Below are 18,555 nucleotides of genomic sequence, written 5' to 3'. Positions count from 1 at the left end.
AGTTGCGGCGGCGGGAGGTGCGGCGGCGGGCGGTGCGGCGGCTCAGCGGAGGCGGCCCGTATCGACTCAGTCGCGAGGATCGACCGTACGGATCGGCCGGGTGACCGGCCGCGGGTCGGGCATCAGCGTCTCGACCTGCGGCTTCGCGTTCGCCTGCGCGCGGCACCACACGACGAAGCCGACGGCCGTGAAGACGCCGTAGAACACGTACATGAACCCGGTCGCGTAGAACCCGGCGGCGAAGAGCAGCGGCACGCCGACGATGTCGACCGCGATCCAGATGAGCCAGAACTCGGTCCAGCCCTTCGCCATGCCGTAGGTCGCGAGCAGCGACCCCACGAACGTCCACGCATCCGCCCACACCGGCTCATACGACCCGAGCGCCCGGAACAGCGGGGTCAGCGCGACCGTGCCGATCACGAGCACCAGCACGAGGCCGATGCGGGCGCTCGTCGGCGCCCAGCGCGGGGTGACGCGGCCTCCGTCGTCGGATGCCTGCTTCCAGCGGACCCACCCGTAGATCGCGACCGCGATGAACATGATCTGACGTCCGGCCTGGCCCAGCAGGTGCGGCAGCTCGTGATCGGGGTTCAGGATCGTGCCGAGGAACACCGTGAGCAGCAGCACGTTGCCGACGATGCCGACGGGCCAGGCCCACACCTTGCGGCGCATGCCGCCCAGGGCGCTCGCGAGTCCGAAGGCGTTGCCGACGACCTCGCGCACCAGCAGCGTCTGCCCACCGGGCAGCTGCCACTGCGAGTTGAAGGCGTCGACGAGCCAGAGCAGCACGTTCACCGCGCGTCCTCCGCGGTGGAGGGCAGCTCGGGCGGGAAGGGGCGCTCGTCGAGCACGAGCTGCAGGAACGTCAGGTCGAGCCAGCGTCCGAACTTGGCGCCGACCTGGGGCATCCGTCCGACCTGCAGGAAGTCGAGGCGCTTGTGCAGCACGATCGAGGCGAGGTTGCCGCTCTCGACGGCGCCGACCATCACGTGGATGCCGAGGCGCCGCGCGCGGTCGATGAGCTCGACCATCAGCATGCGGCCGACACCGCGCCCGCGCTGGTCGCCGCGCACGTACACCGAGTGCTCGACCGTGTGGCGGTAGCCGCTGTGCGGCCGCCAGTCGCCGAACGACGCATAGCCGACCACGCCGGTGTCGTCGACGGCGACGATCACCGGGAAGCCGCGCTCTCGCCGAGCGGCCAGCCAGGCCGATCGGTCGGCGACATCGACGGCCTCCTCGTTCCAGATCGCCGTGGTGTGAACGACGGCGTCGTTGTGGATGGCCGTGATCTGCTCGAGATCGCTCTCGTCGGCATCCCGGATCTGGGGGTCGCTCATCGGTGCTCCTGCGTCTGCGCTCGGGTGCGCACGGATGACGCTAGCAGGATGCCGGAGTGCCCTGTTCATGCATCCTGCCTATGCACGGAGCTGAGGACGTCGCGTACGCCAATCGCGTAAACGCATGTCGGCCATGATTGGGTCGAAGAACCGCTCACTGTATCGGGCCTCACTCACGGCCGAGAACACCAGGGCAGCGCCGCGATGAATGACAGCAGGGTGGTCGCTTTGAGCAGGTTCATGGCTAGTGCAGCTCCGCCCTGGCCGAACGGAAGCTCGCCCCTCGATTCACCGCAGACCCGGACAGTCGCAGCCACTCATCCCAGTCGTCTTCGAGCATCCCGCGCTGGAAGGCGGCAAGCTGTCGGCGTTCCGCGGCGAAGTATGCGGCGAACGCATCGGCCACCGTGGGCTTCTGCCCTTCGAGAATCTCCGCTGCCCTGCTGACGTATTCCATCGCGTCCCACAAGAGATCCTGCACATCGACGAGATCCTCGCCGATGCGAGCGGCAAGAGTGACGGGGATGTCCTCCGGGCCAGCACTCATCATTGGGTTGGTCGTCCTTCGCTCGACTAGTTCGAGCCCGGGTGCCAACGGCGGGTTCGGCTGCACGAAGTCGATCCACCATTCACCAGGGCCGGCCGGATGATCGACTATGTGGTTGAAGGGCATGGGGAACTGCGGATCAGCGATCAGGAACAGCGACAGTGGGTCTCGGTGCTTGTCGAACCGGTGAAGATCGTTCAAGATAACCGGTATCGAAGCGCCAGTGACGAACGGTTGAATCTCGCGCAACTTCCCAACCGTCTTCTTTCCCAGCGCGACCAGGTGCTTGCGATCGCGAAGAGCATCCCAGTGCGCTTCTGTGGTGGCGATTGGAAATGAGGTCCGGGCGTTCTCGCTCTCGGTCCATGTTTCGTTCGGGTCAGCATGAGCCGCCGCAAAAATCGCTCGATCGAGGGTAGCCCGCGCCTGAAATAGGATGCCGCTGAGTTTATGTTCGAGCTCAACTGGAACAAGCTCGCCGCGGGCGCGCACAAAGTACACAGCACGTCGCCTGTCTGGCTCCAACCGCGGAACCGCGAGAACCCTGATCTTGTTCTTGTGGTGGTCTGCTGACTCGCCGATGAAGTCGAACGACTCTTGCATCAACAGGCCGATTCGTTTGAACAGCCTGCTTGGCTCTTTGCTCTTAGTCACGGGGCAATCATGGCCGTCGTCCACCCGCTGCGGCTAGCACTAATCGGCTCCGGGAGGGCGCGTCAGTCGCGAGCGGAAGAATATACGAGCCAACCCAGAGGGGTAGCCGAGTTGACGGTCTTGGCATCATCGCCCGGGCCGGACTCGAGCGACACTAGATTCGTTTCTGACGGCTGCCTAAATGCGGCAACGAGCTGCTGATGCTTATTGAAGCCGAACCGCTCAGTTTCAGAGGATCCCGCCCGTCCGCCCGCTGCGCACAGTTCCTCGAAGAACTCCCAGTTGCGGGCTTGCACTTTGGCGGCGTCCTGGAACGCCCGCTCCGCGCGGTCAAAGAGCCACGCATCGAGAAGCCCGTCCCGCTCCCAGTCGTCGGATGCCGGGGCCGATGCGTGTCAGCGGTCGGTGCCGAGCAGAACGTCCCCGGTGACACCCGACAGCACGAGGTCGGCGTGCACACGCGACGCCTCGATGAGCACGGCATTGGCGCCGTCGACGTCGCGCGCCCATGCGGTCGCCGCCTCGACCGTGCGTCCGTGCCGGGTGTGGCGGTCGACGAGACGCGCTTCGCGGTCGGCCGCGGGCGTGGAGCAGAACCACGCGGCATCCAGAAGATCGCGGATCCGCGCCCAGGGGCCCTGGTCGGCCAGCAGGTAGTTGCCTTCGACGACCACGATCGTCGCTGCGGGCTCGATCGCGATCTCTCCCGCGACGCCCTCGTCGACCGTGCGCTGGAAGCTCGGGGCGTAGACCGTGTGGTCGGTCTCGGTGCGCACCCGGTCGAGCAGGGCCAGGAAGCCCCAGCCGTCGAACGTGTCGATGGCGCCCTTGCGGTCGTGGATGCCGAGGCGGTCGAGCGTCGAGTTCGCGAGGTGGAAGCCGTCCATCGGCAGGTACGCCGCAGACCCCGCGCCGTCGGCGTCGAGGTGCGCGACCAGAGCCTTCGCGAGGGTGGTCTTGCCGCTGCCGGGGCTCCCCGCGACGCCGAGGAGGTAGCGTCGGCCCGGTGTGGCCGCCGTGCGCACCCGATCCGCCAGGGCGGCCACTGCCGCGGCCGGCGGGGCGGAGGGCTCGGATGATGCGGAGTCGCCCTCAGGCGCCATGCTGCGCCTCGATCTGCGCCGTCATGAACGCGCGGGCGTGGCGGGCGAGCGCCGGGCCGTCGCTCCACAGGTTGCGCCAGATGGCGAGGTCGTTCGACAGCGTCGGCGAGACGACCGCCGAGGAGAACGACTCGAAGGTGATCGGCCCCCGGTAGTCGACGTCGGCCAGGGCGCGGAAGAACGAGCCGAAGTCGAGGTGTCCGCTGCCGAGGTAGCCACGGTGGTTCTCGCCGATGTGCACGTAGCCGAGGCGGTCGCCGGCGAGGTGCACGGGGCGGACGAAGTCGTCCTCCTCGATGTTCATGTGATAGATGTCCAGGTGGATCAGCACGTTGTCGTGACCGATGTCGTCGGCCAGGCGCAGCGCGTCGGCCGTGGTGTTGATGACGTTGGTCTCGTACCGGTTGCAGATCTCCAGCCCCAGTGTCATGCCCTTCTCGCTCGCATCCGCGGCGAGGTCCTTGAGGGTGGCGACGACGTTCGCGCGGCCGGCCGCGCTGAGCGCATGCCCGTACTTGCCCAGGGCGCTGTACAGCGCGCCGGTGAAGTGCGTGCCGCCCAGGTCGTGCGTGATCTGCAGCGAGTCGTGCAGCAGCGCTGCGCCTCGCGCGACCACGGCGGCGTCGTCGCTCGAGACGTCGGCGTCGAACGCGAGACCGCGCGAGCAGACGATCCCGAGGCCCGCGGCCTCGAGCTTCGTGCGTGCATCGGCGACGTCGAGGTTCGGGGAGTCGTGCAACGACAGCTCGAGGATGCCGTACCCGGCCGCCGCGGTCTCGTCGATGATGGTGGTCATCTCGTCGGGGGTCGTGCCGCCGGCGAAGACGAGCGCGTGGACTCCGAGGGGGTTGATCGGCATGGGGTTCTCCTGTGTCAGAGGGTCGGGATGGCGGCCGCGGCGAACCGCGTGCGGAGGAAGTGCAGGGTGGTCGTGGCGAGCTCGTCGGGGTCGGCCCACATCGGGCGCCACAGGCCGATGTCGATCGCGGCGGCGTCGCCGATCACGGTGCTCGAGAACGTCTCGACCGTGATCGGGCCGGTGTACCCCGCGGTGTGCAGGTCGGCGGCGAATCGGTCCCAGTCGATCGTTCCGGTGCCGAGCCGGCCGCGGTGGCTCTCGCTGGCATGGATGTAGCCGAGTCGGTCGCCGGCCGCGTCGATCGCGGCGGCGAGCGAGGTCTCCTCGATCGCCGCGTGGAACGTGTCGAGGTGCAGCAGGACGTTCGGCGCCCCGAGGTCGTCGAGGAAAGCGACGGTCTGCGCCGCCGTGTTCAGCAGGTTGCTCTCATAGCGGTTGACGTACTCGACCCCGAGGGTGATGCCGCGGGCCTCTGCGAGAGCGGCGATCCGCCGCAGCACCGCGAGCGAGCGGTCGCGCGCGGCGGGCGTCGGGAGTTCGAGGTAGCGGCCCATGGCCGAGAAGACCACGCCGCCCACGAACGTCGCGCCGATCTCGGATGCGAACGCGACGGCATCCGTCAGGCGGCGCTCGCCGCGGTCGCGTCGGGCCGAGTCCGCCGAGGTGATGTCGTCGTCGGTGCCGAGCGCGAGCGAGACGGCGGGCGCGATGCCGTGCCGGTCGAGGGCTCGGGCGGTGTCTCCGGCATCCGATCGCGCGCGGTCGATCGCGGGGATCTCGATGAGGTCGTAGCCGGCGGCTGCCGCCGCCCCGATCGTGCGCTCGGCGGCATCCGCGCTCCAGTCGAAGCCCCACACACCCGCATGGATGCCGAAGCGGGGCGCCACGGTCACGACGCCTTCGCGCCGGTGATCAGCGCGACCAACTCGTCGCCCGAGGTCTCGGCGGCCCGGCGCTCGGCCACGGCGAGTCCGCCGCGCATGACCCAGACGTGGTCGGAGAGACGCAGCACCTGGTCGAAGTTGTGGCTGATGAGGAGAACGGCGACGCCCTGCTCCTTGAGCTTGCGGATGATGCCCTCGACGCGCGCGGTCTCCTGCACCCCGAGCGCGGCGGTGGGCTCGTCCATGATGACGATCGAGCCTCCCCATCCGGCCGCGCGGGCGATCGAGACGGCCTGGCGCTGCCCGCCCGAGAGGCGGCGCACGCGGCTCGTGACGGGCGGCACGTTGACCGCGAGATCGGACACGAGCTCCTGCGCCGTCGCGCGCATCGCCTTGCGGTCGAGCACCCGGAACGGGCCGAAGCCCTTCGTCTTCTCGCGGCCGAGGAAGAAGTTCTGCCAGACCGTGAGGTCTTCGACGAGGGCGAGGTTCTGCTGCACGGTCTCGATGCCGTGCTCGCGGGCCGCGAGCGGACTGTCGAGCTGCACCTCGGCGCCGTCGAGCGTGATGGTGCCGGAGTCGGGGCGATGGATGCCGGAGAGGCAGCGCACCAGGGTGGACTTGCCGGCGCCGTTGTCGCCGATCAGGGCCGTGACCTCGCCGCGGCGCATGGTGATCGAGGCTCCGCGCAGGGCGTGCACGCCGCCGAAGGACTTCGTGATGTCGTGGGCGGCGAAGAGGACGTCGTTCGCGACGGTGGATGCGGTGGTCATTTCTTCTGGAACCTCGTGAGAAGGGCCGCGAGCACGACGACGAGTCCGACGGCGAGGGGCTGGTAGAACTGGGAGACGCCCAGCAGCGTGAGGCCGTTCGTGAGCGCGGTGAGCAGCAGCGCTCCGAGCACGGGGCCGACGATCTTGCCGCGTCCGCCGGTGAGGGCGACGCCGCCGAGCACGACCGCGGCGATCGAGTTCAGCAGGTACTGCGTGTTGATGGCGGGCTCTGCGGCGCCGATGCGGGCGACGAGCAGGATCGCGGCGAGCCCGGCGAGCAGTGCCGCCATGACGTAGACGCCGATGCGCACGCGCTGCGCCTTCACGCCGTTGGCGACCGCGGCCTCCTCGCTGCCTCCGACCGCCTGCACGTGCAGACCGAAGCGCGTGCGGAACATCACGAACCAGAACACGACCGCGATGAGGGCGGCGATGAGGAACGGGTAGCCGAAGATCCACACGGTGCCGGTGGTGAGGCGCAGCAGCTCGACGCTGGTGACCGAGATCGGCTTGCCGGCGGTGAGGATGAGGGCGAGGCCGGTGGCGACCGAGAGCGTGCCCAGGGTGGCGATGAAGTCGGTGACCTTGCCCTTCGCGATGAGCAGTCCGTTGATCACGCCGACGACGCCGGATGCCACGAGTGCGAGCAGCGCCGACAGCCAGAACCCGAGTCCGGCCTGCCACGAGAGGCCGAAGCCGACGGCGCCCAGGGTCATGGTCGCCGAGATGGAGAGGTCGATGCCTCCGGTCGTGATCACGAACGACTGCGCCACGGCCAGGATGATGAGGATCGCGGCGGCGATGAGCATCGCCTGGATGTTGCCGAGCGTGAGGAACGTGGGGCTCAGGATCGCGAACACCACGACGAGCACGACCAGGCCGACGGGGGCGGCGTTCTCGGCCCAGAAGCTGAGGCTCCGAGCATCCTTGGCGATCGTGCGCAGACCCGTGGGCCTCGCATCGAGCGTGGTGGTTGTCAGGGGCGTGCCCATGACGGACCTGCCTTTCGTGATGAGGCGTCGAGGGGAGGGAAGGATGGGACCCGCGCACCGCGGGCGTGAGCGCCGCGGTGCGCGGGAGTCGTCACTGGGCGAGCTCGTCGGCCAGCGGGTTCTCGAACTCCTCGAACGGCTGCGGGAACTTCGAGATCGCCTCGTCGGCGTTGTCGGCGGTCACGAGCGCGGTGGGCGACTCGATGTTCTCGGGCAGATCGCCGCCCTGCAGGGCGACCTGGCAGGCCTGCGTGCCGAGCGAGCCGATCGCGTAGGGATACTGGGCGACCGTGGCGGTGAGCCCGCCGGCCTTGACCGACTCGAGGGCGTCCTTGTTGCCGTCGACGCTCACGACGACGATGTCGCCGGTCTTGCCGGCGTTCTCGATCGCCTTCGCGATGCCGAGGCCCATGTCGTCGTTCGCCGCGAAGAACGCGGAGATGTCGGGGTGCGCCGCGATGATGTCGGTCGCCTTCGTGAGCGCGATCTCGCGCTTCCAGTCGGCGGCCTCCTCCTGGATGACGTCGAGCTTGCCGTCGACCGCGGCCGTGAAGCCGTCGACACGGGCAGCGCTCGTGACGTCGCCGGCGATGCCGCCGATGATCGCGACCGTGCCCCCGGCGTCGACCAGGCTCGCGACGTAGTCGCCCGCCTTGCCGCCGGCGGCCTCGTTGTCGGTGCCGATGTAGGTGGCGGGCGTGATCCCGGCGGCCTCGGCCGAGTCGGCGTCGATCGGCTGGTCGATGTTGACGATCGGTGTGCCGGCGGCGGCGATCGGGGCGAGCGCCTGCACGAGGTTGGTGCCGCTGATCGGGTTGACGATGAAGCAGCCGAAGTCCTGTCCGGCGAGCGTCGTGAGCTTGTCGGCCTGTCCGGTCGTGTCGCCGATGTCGGCGGCCGCCTGGATCGAGACCTTGACGTCGGCGTCTGCGGCGGTGTCCTCGATGCCGCTCTGCATCGCCTGGAAGAAGGGGTTGTCGAGGCCCTTGATGACGGCGGCGATGTTCGCGGAGCCCGCGTCCGACCCGGATCCGTCGGCCGATCCGCTGGAGCCGGCGGCGCAGCCGGCGAGGGTGAGGGCGAGGGTGGCGGCAGGAGCGAGCAGCAGCAGCATCCGACGCTTCGGGGTGTCAGTGCGATACATCAGTGTGTCCTTCTGTCATGGGCACTACCTCGTGCCGGTCGACACAATGTATCCCGACTTTTGATTCACGTCAACACAAAAGTCACGAGACTTTTTCACTTCAATTGAGTAGAGTGACAGGACGTCGATGTCGGACAGGGAGGTGCGGACATGGAGTCACACGAGAGCGACGTGCTCGCGCTGTTCCGCGATCAGGGGCCGTTGAGTCGCACAGACGTGATCGCCCTCTCGGGTCTGTCCCGCTCGACCGTGAACCAGCGCCTCTCCGCGCTCACCGCCGTGGGCCTCCTCGCCCCGATCGAGGGCGGCGAGTCGACGGGCGGCCGACCGTCGAGTCGCTTCGCCTTCCATGCCGAGCGGGCGGTGATCCTCTGCGCCGACATCGGCGCGACCGGGTTCACCGCTGCGCTGTGCGACCTGACCGGCACGCCGATCGAGAGCACCGAGCAGGAGATCGACGTCTGGGACGGCCCCGAGCCGGTGCTGGATGCCGTGCTCGACGCCTTCCGTGGTCTCGTCAACGGCGTCGAGGTGTGGGCCGTCGCCGTCGGCGTGCCCGGGCCGGTCGAGTTCGCGGCGCACCGCGTCGTCAACCCGCCGATCATGACCGGATGGGACGGCTTCGACATCGCCGAGTGGTTCGCCCCGCACTTCGACGCCCCGGTCATCGTCGAGAACGACGCCAACGCCCGCGCGGTCGCCGAGGCGCGGGTGAACAGGTTCGACAACGTGATCGGGCTCAAGCTCGGCACCGGCATCGGCGCCGGGCTCGTCTTCAACGGCCAGATCATCCGCGGCGACAAGGGGGCGGCCGGCGACATCGGCCACACCCGCGCGGCCATCGTCGACGCCGAGCCGCGCGAGTGCCGGTGCGGCAGCTTCGACTGCGTCGAGGCCTACGCCGGCGGATGGGCGCTGCAGCGCGAGCTCGCCGCCATCGGCATCGAGACCACCGGCACGCGCGACATCGTCGACCTGGTCGCCCGCGGCGACATCGAGACCGTGCGTCGGGTCCGAGCCGCGGGGCGCATCATCGGCGACGCGATCGCCGATCTCGTCAGCATCCTCAATCCGCGGGCGATCGCGCTGTCCGGGCGCCTGGCCGAGTGCGACGAGGTCCTCATGTCCGGCATCCGCGAGCGCGTCTACCAGCGCGCGACGCCGCTCGTCACCCGCGACCTCACGATCGCCCGCTCGACGCTCGGCGCTCTCGACGGCGTGATCGGACTCGCGCTCATCGCCAGTGACGCCGTGCTCGCCTCGGATGCGCTCGAGGCCGTGATCGAGCGGACTCCGGCCCGCTGAGCCGACCTCGGCTCAGTCGTCGTCGGCTCAGTCGTCGGATGCCGGATCCGCTGCCCACTGCGTGAGCTTGGCCGGATTCAGCATGATCCACAGCCGCGTGATGAGGCCGTTCTCGACGCGGAAGTCCATGACGGATCGCACCGCGCCGCGGTCGTCGCCGTCGCGGAACACGAGCCCGACGCCGTCGCCGCGCGCCTGTTCCTCGGCCGTGAGCTCCGGACGCTTCGCGGCGATGCCGAGCAGGAACCGGGCGACGTTGTCGGCACCCGAGACAACGTTGCGCGCTGCACGGACCACGCCGCCGCCGTCGCTGCGCAGCTCGACGTCGGGGGCGAGGTACGACATCAGTCCCGCGACCTCGCCCGTGCGCGCGGCCTCCTGGAACGCGCGCACCACCCGGTCGTGCTCGGCGCGCGGCACGGCGGTCGCGCGGCTCTCGCGCACGTGGCGGCGGGCCGAGGAGGCGAGCTGGCGCACGGCAGCCGACGAGCGCCCCACCGCGGTCGCGATCTCGTCGAAGGGCACGTCGAACACGTCGTGCAGCACGAACGCCACGCGCTCGGCCGGCGTCATCGCCTCGAGCACGACGAGCAGCGCGGTCGAGACGTCGTCGTCGAACGTGACGCGATCGAGGGGGTCGGCGTCGTGGCCGGTGGCCTCGATGCGCCGGGGCAGCGCGCCGTGGAAGGTGCCGGCGGGCACCGGCTCCGGCAGCCACTCGCCCACGTACTGCTCGCGGCGGCGGCGCGCGGAGCCGAGGAGATCGAGCGCGATGCGGCCGGCGACGGTGGTGAGCCATCCCGCCGGGTTCGCGATCGACTCGCGCTCTGCGTCGTCGAGGCGGTACCACCGCAGATACGTCTCCTGCACGATGTCCTCGGCATCCGCCATGGTCCCCGTCATGCGGTAGCCGAGCGCGAGCAGGCGCCGGCGTTCGCGGAACACGTCGTGCAGATCGTCGTCCACGGTCTCCCTCTCGCCGGTTCGCGGGCTCCTGCAGGATATGACGACGGGAGCCTGTGACATGTGAGGCGAGACCTCACATGTCACGCCATCGCACCGTCATCCTGGTGGGAGGATCCTGTCGTCGGGGTCCCGTGACGAGGAGGATCGGATGAGGATCGCTGTCGCCGGAGGAACGGGTCTGGTCGGCCGGTACGTGGTCGATGCGGCCGAGCGCGCCGGGCACGACGTGGTGGTGCTGGCACGGTCGCGCGGCGTGGACGTGCTGACCGGGGAGGGGCTCGCTGCGGCGTTGGCCGGAGCGGATGCCGTGATCGACGCGACGAACAGCGGCACCACGCTGTCGGCGAGGAAGGCCACGCGGTTCTTCGAGGCGGCGACGCGCCACCTGCTCGCGGCCGAGGCATCCGCGGGTGTGGGCCATCATGTCGCGCTGTCGATCGTGGGGATCGACGGTATCGACGCCTCGTACTACGCGGGCAAGCTCGCTCAGGAGCGGGCGGTCGCGGCCGGATCGGTGCCGTCCACGATCGCGCGCGTTGCGCAGTTCCACGAGTTCGCGGGGCAGTTGCTGGCTGGCATGGGCGGCCCGATCGCGGTGCTGCCGCGGATGCTGATGCGTCCGGTCGCGGCGCGCGAGGTCGGCGAGCATCTCGTGCGGGTGGCCGAGAGCGGCCCGGTCGGCCGGGCGGCTGATCTCGTGGGTCCGCGCGACGAGGTGCTGGTCGACGTGGCGCGGCGGCAGCTCGCGTTCGAGGGGGCGCGTCGGCGGGTGATCGAGGTGCGGCTTCCTGGGGCCTACGGCCGAGGCCTGGCGTCGGGATCGTTGCGCGGGGGAGCGGATGCCGTGCAGGGGACGACCACGTTCGACGAGTGGCTGCGGAGCGAGGATCACACGCTGAGGTGAGGGGTTGTCCTGGCGCCGTGCGCTGTTCCGGTATTCCGTTGGGGCGAATGCGATCGTTGTGAAACATGGACCGGGTCAACATCTTCACAACACAGCGAAGGAACATCGTGCGTAGCTCGAACATCGTGCGTGACTGGGCCCCTGGCATCCTTTTCGTCGCATCGCTCGTAGTCGCTTACACGACGCCGATCAATCCATGGATCATCGGCGCGGTCACCGGGATGACGATTCTGATTGTGCTTGGCATCGATTGGTTGAATCGGAAACCTAAGCACCGCAGAGCCGCGCGGACACGTGGTGGTCAGAGCGTGACTGATGCACTCCCACCTCGCCGAGGTTCATGAGCAGCGGGTGGCCGCCGACCCGGAGATTCTCATCGACGTGGCGCGGCGGCAGCTCGCGTTCGATGGGGTGCGTCCGCGTGTGATCGGGGAGCGCCTTCCCGTGACCTGCGGTCGAGGCCTGGCATCGGGATCGTTGCGCGCTATATCGGTATTCCGTTGGAGATTCGAACATATATACTAAACTGAGTGCATGACCGCACAGCACCTCCGCCCGCTCGTCGAGGCCGTTCACCGCCTCGACGAGGCGTGGGGTGATGCCGACAACGGTGTCGAGTTGTCACGTGCGCAACTGCTCGCGGCACACAAGGCAGTAGGTGTTCTGCAGCGCCGATTGGATGGACTGCACGCCGAGATCGCGGCGGGGATCGCGCGGGAGTCGAGGCCGGAACTGGGCTCCGGTGGGCTGGCGAAGCAGCAGGGGTTCCGGTCGCCCGCCGCACTGATCGCCGCGACGACCGGGGGCTCGAAGGGCGACGCCACGCGATTGGTGACCGTGGGCGAGGCGACAGCCCCGCGTGCGAATCTGCTCGGCCAGGCGTTGCCGGCGAGATACCCGGCGGTCCAGCGGGCATTGGCCGCGGGAGATCTGAGCGCTGCAGCGGCGGCCGTGATCGTGGCGCTGCTCGACCGTGCGCGGGTGAAGGTCGACATCGTGCGTGTCGGTGAGGCCGAGCGGCTCTTGGTCGAGCGCGCGCTCGGCATGTCGCTCGACGACGTCCGCCGCCTCGTCGTGCGTGCCGAGGCATGGTTGGATCCCGACGGGGTCGCCCCGCGGGAACAGGAGTCACGGTCGGGGCGATCGCTCACGATGTTCGAGCGTGAGGGGTTTCTGCACCTGACGCTGCAGACGGATGTCGCGGCGGGGGCCCCGATCAAGGCCGCGATCCACGCGTATGTGGCGGCGACGTTCCGTGCGCGCCAGGATGCGCCGGCGCCCGATGCTGGCGACGCCGATCACCGCACCGTGGCGATGATCCAGGCCGACGCGCTCACGGCTCTCTGCGAGCACGCCGTGTCATGCGAGGCGGGCGATCTTCCTTCTACCGGAGCGACCGTGATCGTGCGCGTGTCTCTCGACGACCTCAAGACCGGCACCGGAGTCGCCACGATCGACGGCACCGACCAGCCCGTGAGCATCTCGAGCTGCCGACGGATGGCGGCGAGCGGCGGAGTCATCCCCGTCGTCCTCGGCTCGGCGGGCGAAATCCTGGACTGGGGCCGCGAGAAGCGCTTGTTCACCAGAGCACAGCGTCTGGCGCTCGCGGAGCGAGACGGCGGGTGCGTCATGTGCGGGCTACCACCGCAGATGACGAAAGCCCACCACCTGAGGTGGTGGCAACGCGATGCGGGCCCGACCGATCTCGAGAACGGGGTTCTGCTCTGCGAATCGTGTCACCACCGGATACACGACAACGGCTGGGACATCCGCGTCGACGGGGTGGGCAGAGCGGCTCGAGTGTGGCTGATACCTCCTGCGAACGTCGACCCCGATCGCCGACCTCGGCTCGGCGGACGAGCGCGCTATGACATCGCGGCGTGACGTGGGTGCCGCGCCTTACTCAGACGTGCACGTCGGCGGGGGACTCCTCGCCCTCGTGGAAGCTCGGCTTCTTTCCGAAGAGCTTGGCGATACCGAGCACGACGCCGACGATCACGAGGCCGGCGACGAGTCCGGCGATCGCCGAGAACAGGGTGTCGCCGATCCACACGATGACACCGCCGGCCGGTTCCAGGGCGTGCTCGATCGCGTGCAGGATGTCGGCGCCGAAATGCACTCCCACTTCGCCGAGGTTCACGAGCAGCAGATGGCCGCCCACCCACAGCATCGCGACCGTGCCGAGGATGCTGATGAAACGGAACACCCCGGGCATCGACCGCACGATGCGCGTGCCCGTGTGACGCACGCGGCGCTCGGGGCTCTTCGCCATCCGCAGACCGATGTCGTCGATCTTGACCAGCAGCGCCACCGCGCCGTACACGACGCCCGTCATGAGCAGCGCGATCACCGCGAGGATCGCGAGCGTCGTCCAGATGTCGAGGCCCGCCTCGAGGTTCGCCAACGAGATGAGCATGATCTCGGTCGAGAGGATCAGATCGGTGCGCACCGCGCCGAACACGAGCTTCCGTTCGTCGCGGGCGCCCTCGTCGGCATGACCGTGCTGCACGCCGAACCACTCCAGCACCTTCTCTGCACCCTCGAAGCACAGGTACGCGCCGCCGAGGATCAGCAGGAACGGCAGCACCCACGGTGCGAACGCCGTGAGCAACAGCGCGATCGGGATGATGATGAGGAACTTGTTCGCCAGCGACCCCACGGCGATCTTCGCGACCACCGGCAGCTCGCGCGCGGGCGTGATGCCCTGCACGTACTGGGGTGTGACGGCCGCATCGTCGATCACGACACCCGCCGCCTTCGCCGACGCCTTCATGGCTGCGCTGAGGATGTCATCCACGACCGCGAGCAGTCCCACCGACATGTGCGTTCTCCTGAGGGTGAAGGGGCAGACTGGCTGTCTGCAGACGAGCCACTCTATCGAGTCCGCCGAAACTCACAGCCCGCTCCCAGCGATGAGGGACCAAATCCGGCATCCGCTCTGTTCTCCCCTAGTGACGCCGCAGCCAGCCGCGTCGGACAAGGAGACCCACATCATGTCGAACGACTACCGCAAGACCACCGAGGCGGTCAGCGACCTCACGCACCTGCAGTACGAGGTGACGCAGCAGGACGCCACCGAGCCGCCGTTCCGCAACGCCTACTGGAACAACCACGACGACGGCATCTACGTCGATGTCGTCTCGGGGCAGCCGCTGTTCTCGTCCACCGACAAGTACGACAGCGGCACCGGATGGCCGAGCTTCACTCGCCCGATCGACGCCGAGGCCGTCACGACCCGCACCGATCGCACGCTCTGGATGACCCGCACGGAGGCCCGCTCGACCGGGGCCGACAGCCACCTCGGGCACGTCTTCGACGACGGGCCCGCCGCCGACGGGGGACTGCGCTACTGCATGAACTCCGCCGCGCTGCGCTTCATCCCCGCCGACCGCCTCGACGAAGAGGGGTACGGTCGCTACAGCACCCTCTTCGCCGACCCCGACACCACGACCCCCGACACCACGACCCCCGACACCGAGGAGCAGTCATGACCGACACCGGAACCATCACCCGCACCCCCGGAACCGAGACGGCGGTCCTCGCCGGCGGATGTTTCTGGGGAATGGAAGACCTGATCCGCCGCCAGCCCGGCGTGCTCGACACGCGCGTGGGTTACACCGGCGGCCAGAACGACCACGCGACCTACCGCAACCACCCGGGGCACGCCGAGGCCGTCGAGATCGTCTTCGACCCCACGAAGACGACGTATCGAGACATCCTCGCGTTCTTCTTCCAGATCCACGACCCGTCGACCCTGAACCGCCAGGGCAACGACATCGGCTCCAGCTACCGGTCGGCGATCTTCCCGCTCAGTCCCGAGCAGGAGACCGTCGCCCGCGACACGATCGCCGACGTCGACGCCTCCGGGCTCTGGCCCGCCAAGGCCGTCACGACGATCGAGCCCGAGGGTCCGTTCTGGCAGGCCGAAGAGGAGCACCAGGACTACCTGATCAAGTACCCCAACGGCTACACGTGCCACTTCCCGCGCGCGGGATGGGTGCTCCCGAAGCGCGAGGAGAGCGCCACGGTCTGAGCCGCGCCCGCCGCACAGTTCGGGGGCCGACACGCCACATGTCGGACGTTTCATGTCGAAGCGTCGGGCATCCGGCGTGTCGGCCCCCGTTCTGTCGCTGCTAGCCCTCGGCGAGGAACGCCAAGGCGGCCTCCTTGAAGGCCCTCGACCCGGGAGCGTTGAAGTGATTGCGGTCCGGGATCTCGAAGAAGCGACCCTGCGGTGCCGCCTCGGCCAGCGCGCGGGAGCCCTCGATGATCGCATCCTTCGATCCGGTCGCGAACAGGATCGGGCTCGCCGGCGCGTGTGATGGATCCGGGTCGATCATGCGCGACGATCGCAGTCCCTCGGCCAGGGCCATGAGCGCTCCGAGATCGTTGCCGGGCACGCGCTCCACCAGCGCGATGTAGTTCTGCGTCGTCGGATCGGCCACGGGCGTGCCGTCCTCCAGATAGGCGCGCACCTGGTCGAGGTCGAGGCGGGCCAGCGGGATGCCGTCGGGTACGCCTCCCAGCACGGCCCGGCCGATGCGCTGCGGAAGGTCGCGGACGACCTCCCAACCGACGCGCGCGCCGAGCGAGTAGCCGAGATAGAACGCGTCGTCGACGAGGTACGCATCCATGACGGTCTCGACGTCGGTCGCCAGCGTGCGGATGCCGTACAGATCGGCCTGATGCGGCTTCTGGCTGAGCCCGTGCCCGCGCTGGTCGAGAGCCAGCACGCGATACCCGGCCTGGGTGAGCTGTCGCACCCAGCCCGTGAGCACCCAGGTGTCGCGGGCGCTCGACGCGAAGCCGTGCACGATCACCACGACCGGGTCATCGAGCTCGCCCCACGTGTAGGTCGCGAGTCGGGTGCCGTCTGCGGCGTACACCTGCTGCGGTTCGGGCATCTGGGTCAGAGCGGAGAGGGGCGTGGCCACGGCATCCATTCTCCTCCCCGGCCGGGGCCGGGGCCGCGCACACAACGGGGGCCGACACGCCATCCCTCGGACGATTCGTCTGAAACCGTCCTGGATGTGGCGTGTCGGCCCCCGAAGTGGAACGCCCGGATGCCGGATGCCGGATGCCGGATGCCCCGGGCGCGAGGCCGATGCGCGGGTCAGAAGCGCGCGCGCAGCGCCTCGCCGAGTCCGGCATCCACGTTCGTCCAGTACTGGAAGAACCGCTCGCGGATGGCGTCGATCGTGATGCCCTGGCCCTGACCGGTCAGCGTCTCGAGGAACCGGGCGCGCTGCTCGTCGTCGAAGACCTCGCGGTACAGCGTGCCCGCCTGACCGAAGTCGTCGTCGTCGGCGCGCAGGGTCGCGGCGGCGCGCATGAGCTCGCCGTCGGACTCCCAGCTCGCCTCGACGCCCGCCTGCGGGTCGGCCTCGGGGCCGCCGGCCGCACCGTACGAGTTCGGCGTGTAGACGCGGTGCTCGGCCGGGTTGAACCGGTACTGCATCTGGCCCTCGTGCATGTAGTTGCGCGTCTCGGCCGCATGCGGCTGGTTCACGGGCAGCTGGTTGTAGTTCGCGCCGATGCGGTAGCGCTGCGCGTCGGCGTAGGCGAACGCGCGGGCCATGAGCATCTTGTCGGGCGAGACGCCCGTGCCGGGCACCTGGTTGCCGGGCGAGAACGCAGCCTGCTCGATCTCGGCGAAGAAGTTCTGCGGGTTGCGGTCGAGCGTGAACGTGCCGACCTTGATGCGCGGGTAGTCCTTCTTCGACCAGGTCTTCGTGAGGTCGAACGGGTTGAAGCGGTACGTCTTGCCCTCTTCGTACGTCATGATCTGCACGTAGACGTCCCACGAGGGGTTCTCGCCGCGCGCGATCGCGTCGAACAGGTCGCGACGGTAGTAGTCGGCATCCGACCCTGCGAGCTTCTCGGCCTCGGCGGCATCCATCCGCTCCACGCCCTGCTTCGAGAGGAAGTGGTACTGCACCCAGAAGCGCTCGCCTGCGGCGTTGACCCACTGGTAGGTGTGCGATCCGTAGCCGTTCATGTGACGCCAGGATGCCGGCAGGCCGCGGTCGCCCATGAGGTACGTGACCTGGTGCGCGGTCTCGGGGGAGAGGGTCCAGAAGTCCCACTGCATGTCGGCGTCGCGCAGGCCCGAGTCGCCGAGGCGCTTCTGCGAGTGGATGAAGTCGGGGAACTTCATGGCGTCGCGGAGGAAGAACGTCGGGGTGTTGTTGCCGACGATGTCGAGGTTGCCCTCGCTGGTGTAGAAGCGCAGCGCGAAGCCGCGCACGTCGCGCCAGGTGTCGGGGGAGCCCTGCTCGCCGGCGACCGACGAGAAGCGCAGCAGCGTCTCGCTCACGGCGCCCGGCTGGAAGGCGGCCGCACGGGTGTACGCCGAGACGTCCTCGGTGACGGTGAAGGTGCCGAACGCACCGCCGCCCTTCGCGTGCGGGTTGCGCTCCGGCACGCGCTCACGGTTGAACGAGGCGAGCTTCTCGACGAGATAGCGGTCGTGCAGGACGGTGGGGCCGTCGGCTCCGACCGTGAGCGAGTGGGCGTCGCTCGGAGCCGGGGTCCCGGTCTGCGTCGTGGTCGATGGTTTCGTCATGTTCTTCTCCTTCTGCGCGCGGGCGCGACGAATACCCCCGGGGAGTCCGGGTGCGGTCGGCGGACACGCCTACGCGGCGTTCTGGCAACTGGGGCACAAGCCCCAGAAGGTGACTTCGGCTGTCTGGACGGTGAATCCCCCGGCCGAAGACGGGGTGAGACACGGCGCTTCGCCGACCACGCAGTCCACGTCGCCGATCGCACCGCACTGGGTGCAGACCACGTGGTGGTGGTTGTCGCCGATGCGCCGTTCGTAGAGCGCCGCGGAACCTGCCGGTTCGATCCGGCGGAGCAGGCCCGCCGTCGTCAGGTCCGCGAGGATGTTGTGCACCGACTGGATCGACGTGGTCGGCAGCACCTCGGAGACCGCGCGATACACGCGCTCCGCATCCGTATGGGCCATGGACGCCATCACCTCGAGGACGGCGACGCGGCCCGCGGTCGCCTTCAGTCCGGCGCCGCGAAGCGCCGACTCGGTGGTGGTGTCCATGTGTACGACCCTACCTCGTATTTTGAGTCA

At 68.9% G+C, this 18,555-nt stretch carries 19 protein-coding genes; 5 read left to right on the top strand and 14 right to left on the bottom strand.

Going from position 1 to position 18,555, the window contains the following annotated elements; translation table 11 throughout:
• Positions 1 to 66 precede the first annotated feature (66 nt).
• The 9 genes from pnuC to ACIPYT_RS04055 form a co-directional block, all read right to left on the bottom strand.
• Positions 67 to 795, bottom strand: coding sequence for a nicotinamide riboside transporter PnuC (gene pnuC, locus ACIPYT_RS04095; protein WP_401070895.1), 729 nt, complete (start codon positions 793 to 795; stop codon positions 67 to 69).
• Entirely contained in the window at positions 792 to 1,340 is a 549-nt protein-coding gene (locus tag ACIPYT_RS04090; RefSeq protein WP_401070893.1) for a GNAT family N-acetyltransferase, read from the bottom strand. Before ACIPYT_RS04090 ends, pnuC begins: the two co-directional genes overlap by 4 nt.
• A gap of 244 nt (positions 1,341 to 1,584) precedes the next feature.
• On the bottom strand, positions 1,585 to 2,541 hold the full coding sequence (locus tag ACIPYT_RS04085; protein ID WP_401070891.1) for a hypothetical protein: 957 nt from the start codon (positions 2,539 to 2,541) through the stop codon (positions 1,585 to 1,587).
• 395 nt (positions 2,542 to 2,936) lie between these two features.
• A complete protein-coding gene (locus ACIPYT_RS04080) occupies positions 2,937 to 3,644 on the bottom strand; it encodes a nucleoside/nucleotide kinase family protein (RefSeq protein ID WP_401070889.1) in 708 nt (235 codons plus the stop codon).
• Positions 3,634 to 4,503 (bottom strand): sugar phosphate isomerase/epimerase family protein, encoded by an 870-nt coding sequence (locus ACIPYT_RS04075; RefSeq protein ID WP_401070887.1) that lies wholly within the window; start codon positions 4,501 to 4,503, stop codon positions 3,634 to 3,636. The genes ACIPYT_RS04080 and ACIPYT_RS04075 overlap by 11 nt, the downstream gene beginning before the upstream one ends.
• A 14-nt stretch (positions 4,504 to 4,517) precedes the next feature.
• On the bottom strand, positions 4,518 to 5,396 hold the full coding sequence (locus ACIPYT_RS04070) for a sugar phosphate isomerase/epimerase family protein (RefSeq protein WP_401070885.1): 879 nt from the start codon (positions 5,394 to 5,396) through the stop codon (positions 4,518 to 4,520).
• Positions 5,393 to 6,160: an ATP-binding cassette domain-containing protein gene (locus ACIPYT_RS04065; RefSeq protein WP_401070884.1), complete on the bottom strand. Its 768-nt coding sequence runs from the start codon at positions 6,158 to 6,160 to the stop codon at positions 5,393 to 5,395. The genes ACIPYT_RS04070 and ACIPYT_RS04065 overlap by 4 nt, the downstream gene beginning before the upstream one ends.
• Positions 6,157 to 7,152 carry an ABC transporter permease gene (locus ACIPYT_RS04060; protein WP_401070882.1) on the bottom strand — a complete coding sequence of 332 codons (996 nt, stop codon included), beginning with the start codon at positions 7,150 to 7,152 and terminating at the stop codon, positions 6,157 to 6,159. The genes ACIPYT_RS04065 and ACIPYT_RS04060 overlap by 4 nt, the downstream gene beginning before the upstream one ends.
• 91 nt (positions 7,153 to 7,243) lie before the next feature.
• The gene (locus tag ACIPYT_RS04055) at positions 7,244 to 8,296 is read right to left on the bottom strand and encodes a substrate-binding domain-containing protein (RefSeq protein WP_401070881.1); all 1,053 of its coding nucleotides are present in this window, start codon (positions 8,294 to 8,296) and stop codon (positions 7,244 to 7,246) included.
• Positions 8,297 to 8,446: 150 nt separating this feature from the next.
• Between ACIPYT_RS04055 and ACIPYT_RS04050 the strand changes: the two genes are divergently transcribed.
• Positions 8,447 to 9,601, top strand: coding sequence for an ROK family protein (locus ACIPYT_RS04050; RefSeq protein WP_401070879.1), 1,155 nt, complete (start codon positions 8,447 to 8,449; stop codon positions 9,599 to 9,601).
• Between the two features lie 27 nt (positions 9,602 to 9,628).
• Here ACIPYT_RS04050 and sigJ read toward each other — a convergent pair whose 3' ends face one another.
• A complete protein-coding gene (gene sigJ, locus ACIPYT_RS04045; protein WP_401070878.1) occupies positions 9,629 to 10,567 on the bottom strand; it encodes an RNA polymerase sigma factor SigJ in 939 nt (312 codons plus the stop codon).
• 148 nt (positions 10,568 to 10,715) lie between these two features.
• Here sigJ and ACIPYT_RS04040 point away from each other — a divergent pair, with 148 nt between their 5' ends.
• The gene (locus ACIPYT_RS04040; RefSeq protein ID WP_401070876.1) at positions 10,716 to 11,471 is read left to right on the top strand and encodes an SDR family oxidoreductase; all 756 of its coding nucleotides are present in this window, start codon (positions 10,716 to 10,718) and stop codon (positions 11,469 to 11,471) included.
• A gap of 534 nt (positions 11,472 to 12,005) precedes the next feature.
• Positions 12,006 to 13,355 carry a DUF222 domain-containing protein gene (locus ACIPYT_RS04035; RefSeq protein WP_401070874.1) on the top strand — a complete coding sequence of 450 codons (1,350 nt, stop codon included), beginning with the start codon at positions 12,006 to 12,008 and terminating at the stop codon, positions 13,353 to 13,355.
• 19 nt (positions 13,356 to 13,374) lie between these two features.
• On the opposite strand, the gene ACIPYT_RS04030 is transcribed toward ACIPYT_RS04035, so the two are convergent.
• Complete coding sequence (locus ACIPYT_RS04030; protein ID WP_401070872.1) at positions 13,375 to 14,292, bottom strand: DUF808 domain-containing protein; 918 nt, start codon at positions 14,290 to 14,292, stop codon at positions 13,375 to 13,377.
• 172 nt (positions 14,293 to 14,464) lie between these two features.
• Between ACIPYT_RS04030 and msrB the strand changes: the two genes are divergently transcribed.
• Both msrB and msrA read left to right on the top strand, forming a co-directional pair.
• Positions 14,465 to 14,962 (top strand): peptide-methionine (R)-S-oxide reductase MsrB, encoded by a 498-nt coding sequence (gene msrB, locus ACIPYT_RS04025; protein ID WP_401070871.1) that lies wholly within the window; start codon positions 14,465 to 14,467, stop codon positions 14,960 to 14,962.
• A complete protein-coding gene (gene msrA, locus ACIPYT_RS04020) occupies positions 14,959 to 15,504 on the top strand; it encodes a peptide-methionine (S)-S-oxide reductase MsrA (protein WP_401070869.1) in 546 nt (181 codons plus the stop codon). The genes msrB and msrA overlap by 4 nt, the downstream gene beginning before the upstream one ends.
• 100 nt (positions 15,505 to 15,604) lie before the next feature.
• Here msrA and ACIPYT_RS04015 read toward each other — a convergent pair whose 3' ends face one another.
• The 3 genes from ACIPYT_RS04015 to ACIPYT_RS04005 all read right to left on the bottom strand — a co-directional run bounded on the left by ACIPYT_RS04015 (position 15,605) and on the right by ACIPYT_RS04005 (position 18,525).
• Positions 15,605 to 16,414, bottom strand: coding sequence for an alpha/beta fold hydrolase (locus tag ACIPYT_RS04015; RefSeq protein WP_401070867.1), 810 nt, complete (start codon positions 16,412 to 16,414; stop codon positions 15,605 to 15,607).
• A gap of 170 nt (positions 16,415 to 16,584) precedes the next feature.
• The gene (locus ACIPYT_RS04010) at positions 16,585 to 18,036 is read right to left on the bottom strand and encodes a catalase (protein WP_401070865.1); all 1,452 of its coding nucleotides are present in this window, start codon (positions 18,034 to 18,036) and stop codon (positions 16,585 to 16,587) included.
• Between the two features lie 69 nt (positions 18,037 to 18,105).
• The gene (locus tag ACIPYT_RS04005) at positions 18,106 to 18,525 is read right to left on the bottom strand and encodes a Fur family transcriptional regulator (RefSeq protein ID WP_401070863.1); all 420 of its coding nucleotides are present in this window, start codon (positions 18,523 to 18,525) and stop codon (positions 18,106 to 18,108) included.
• Positions 18,526 to 18,555: the final 30 nt, after the last annotated feature.

Source organism: Microbacterium sp. NPDC089695 (genome assembly GCF_044749085.1).
In the GTDB taxonomy this organism is placed as follows: Bacteria; Actinomycetota; Actinomycetes; order Actinomycetales; family Microbacteriaceae; genus Microbacterium.
The sequence above is the reverse complement of the archived record's forward strand: the minus strand, read 5'-3'. Positions and strand labels throughout refer to the sequence as shown.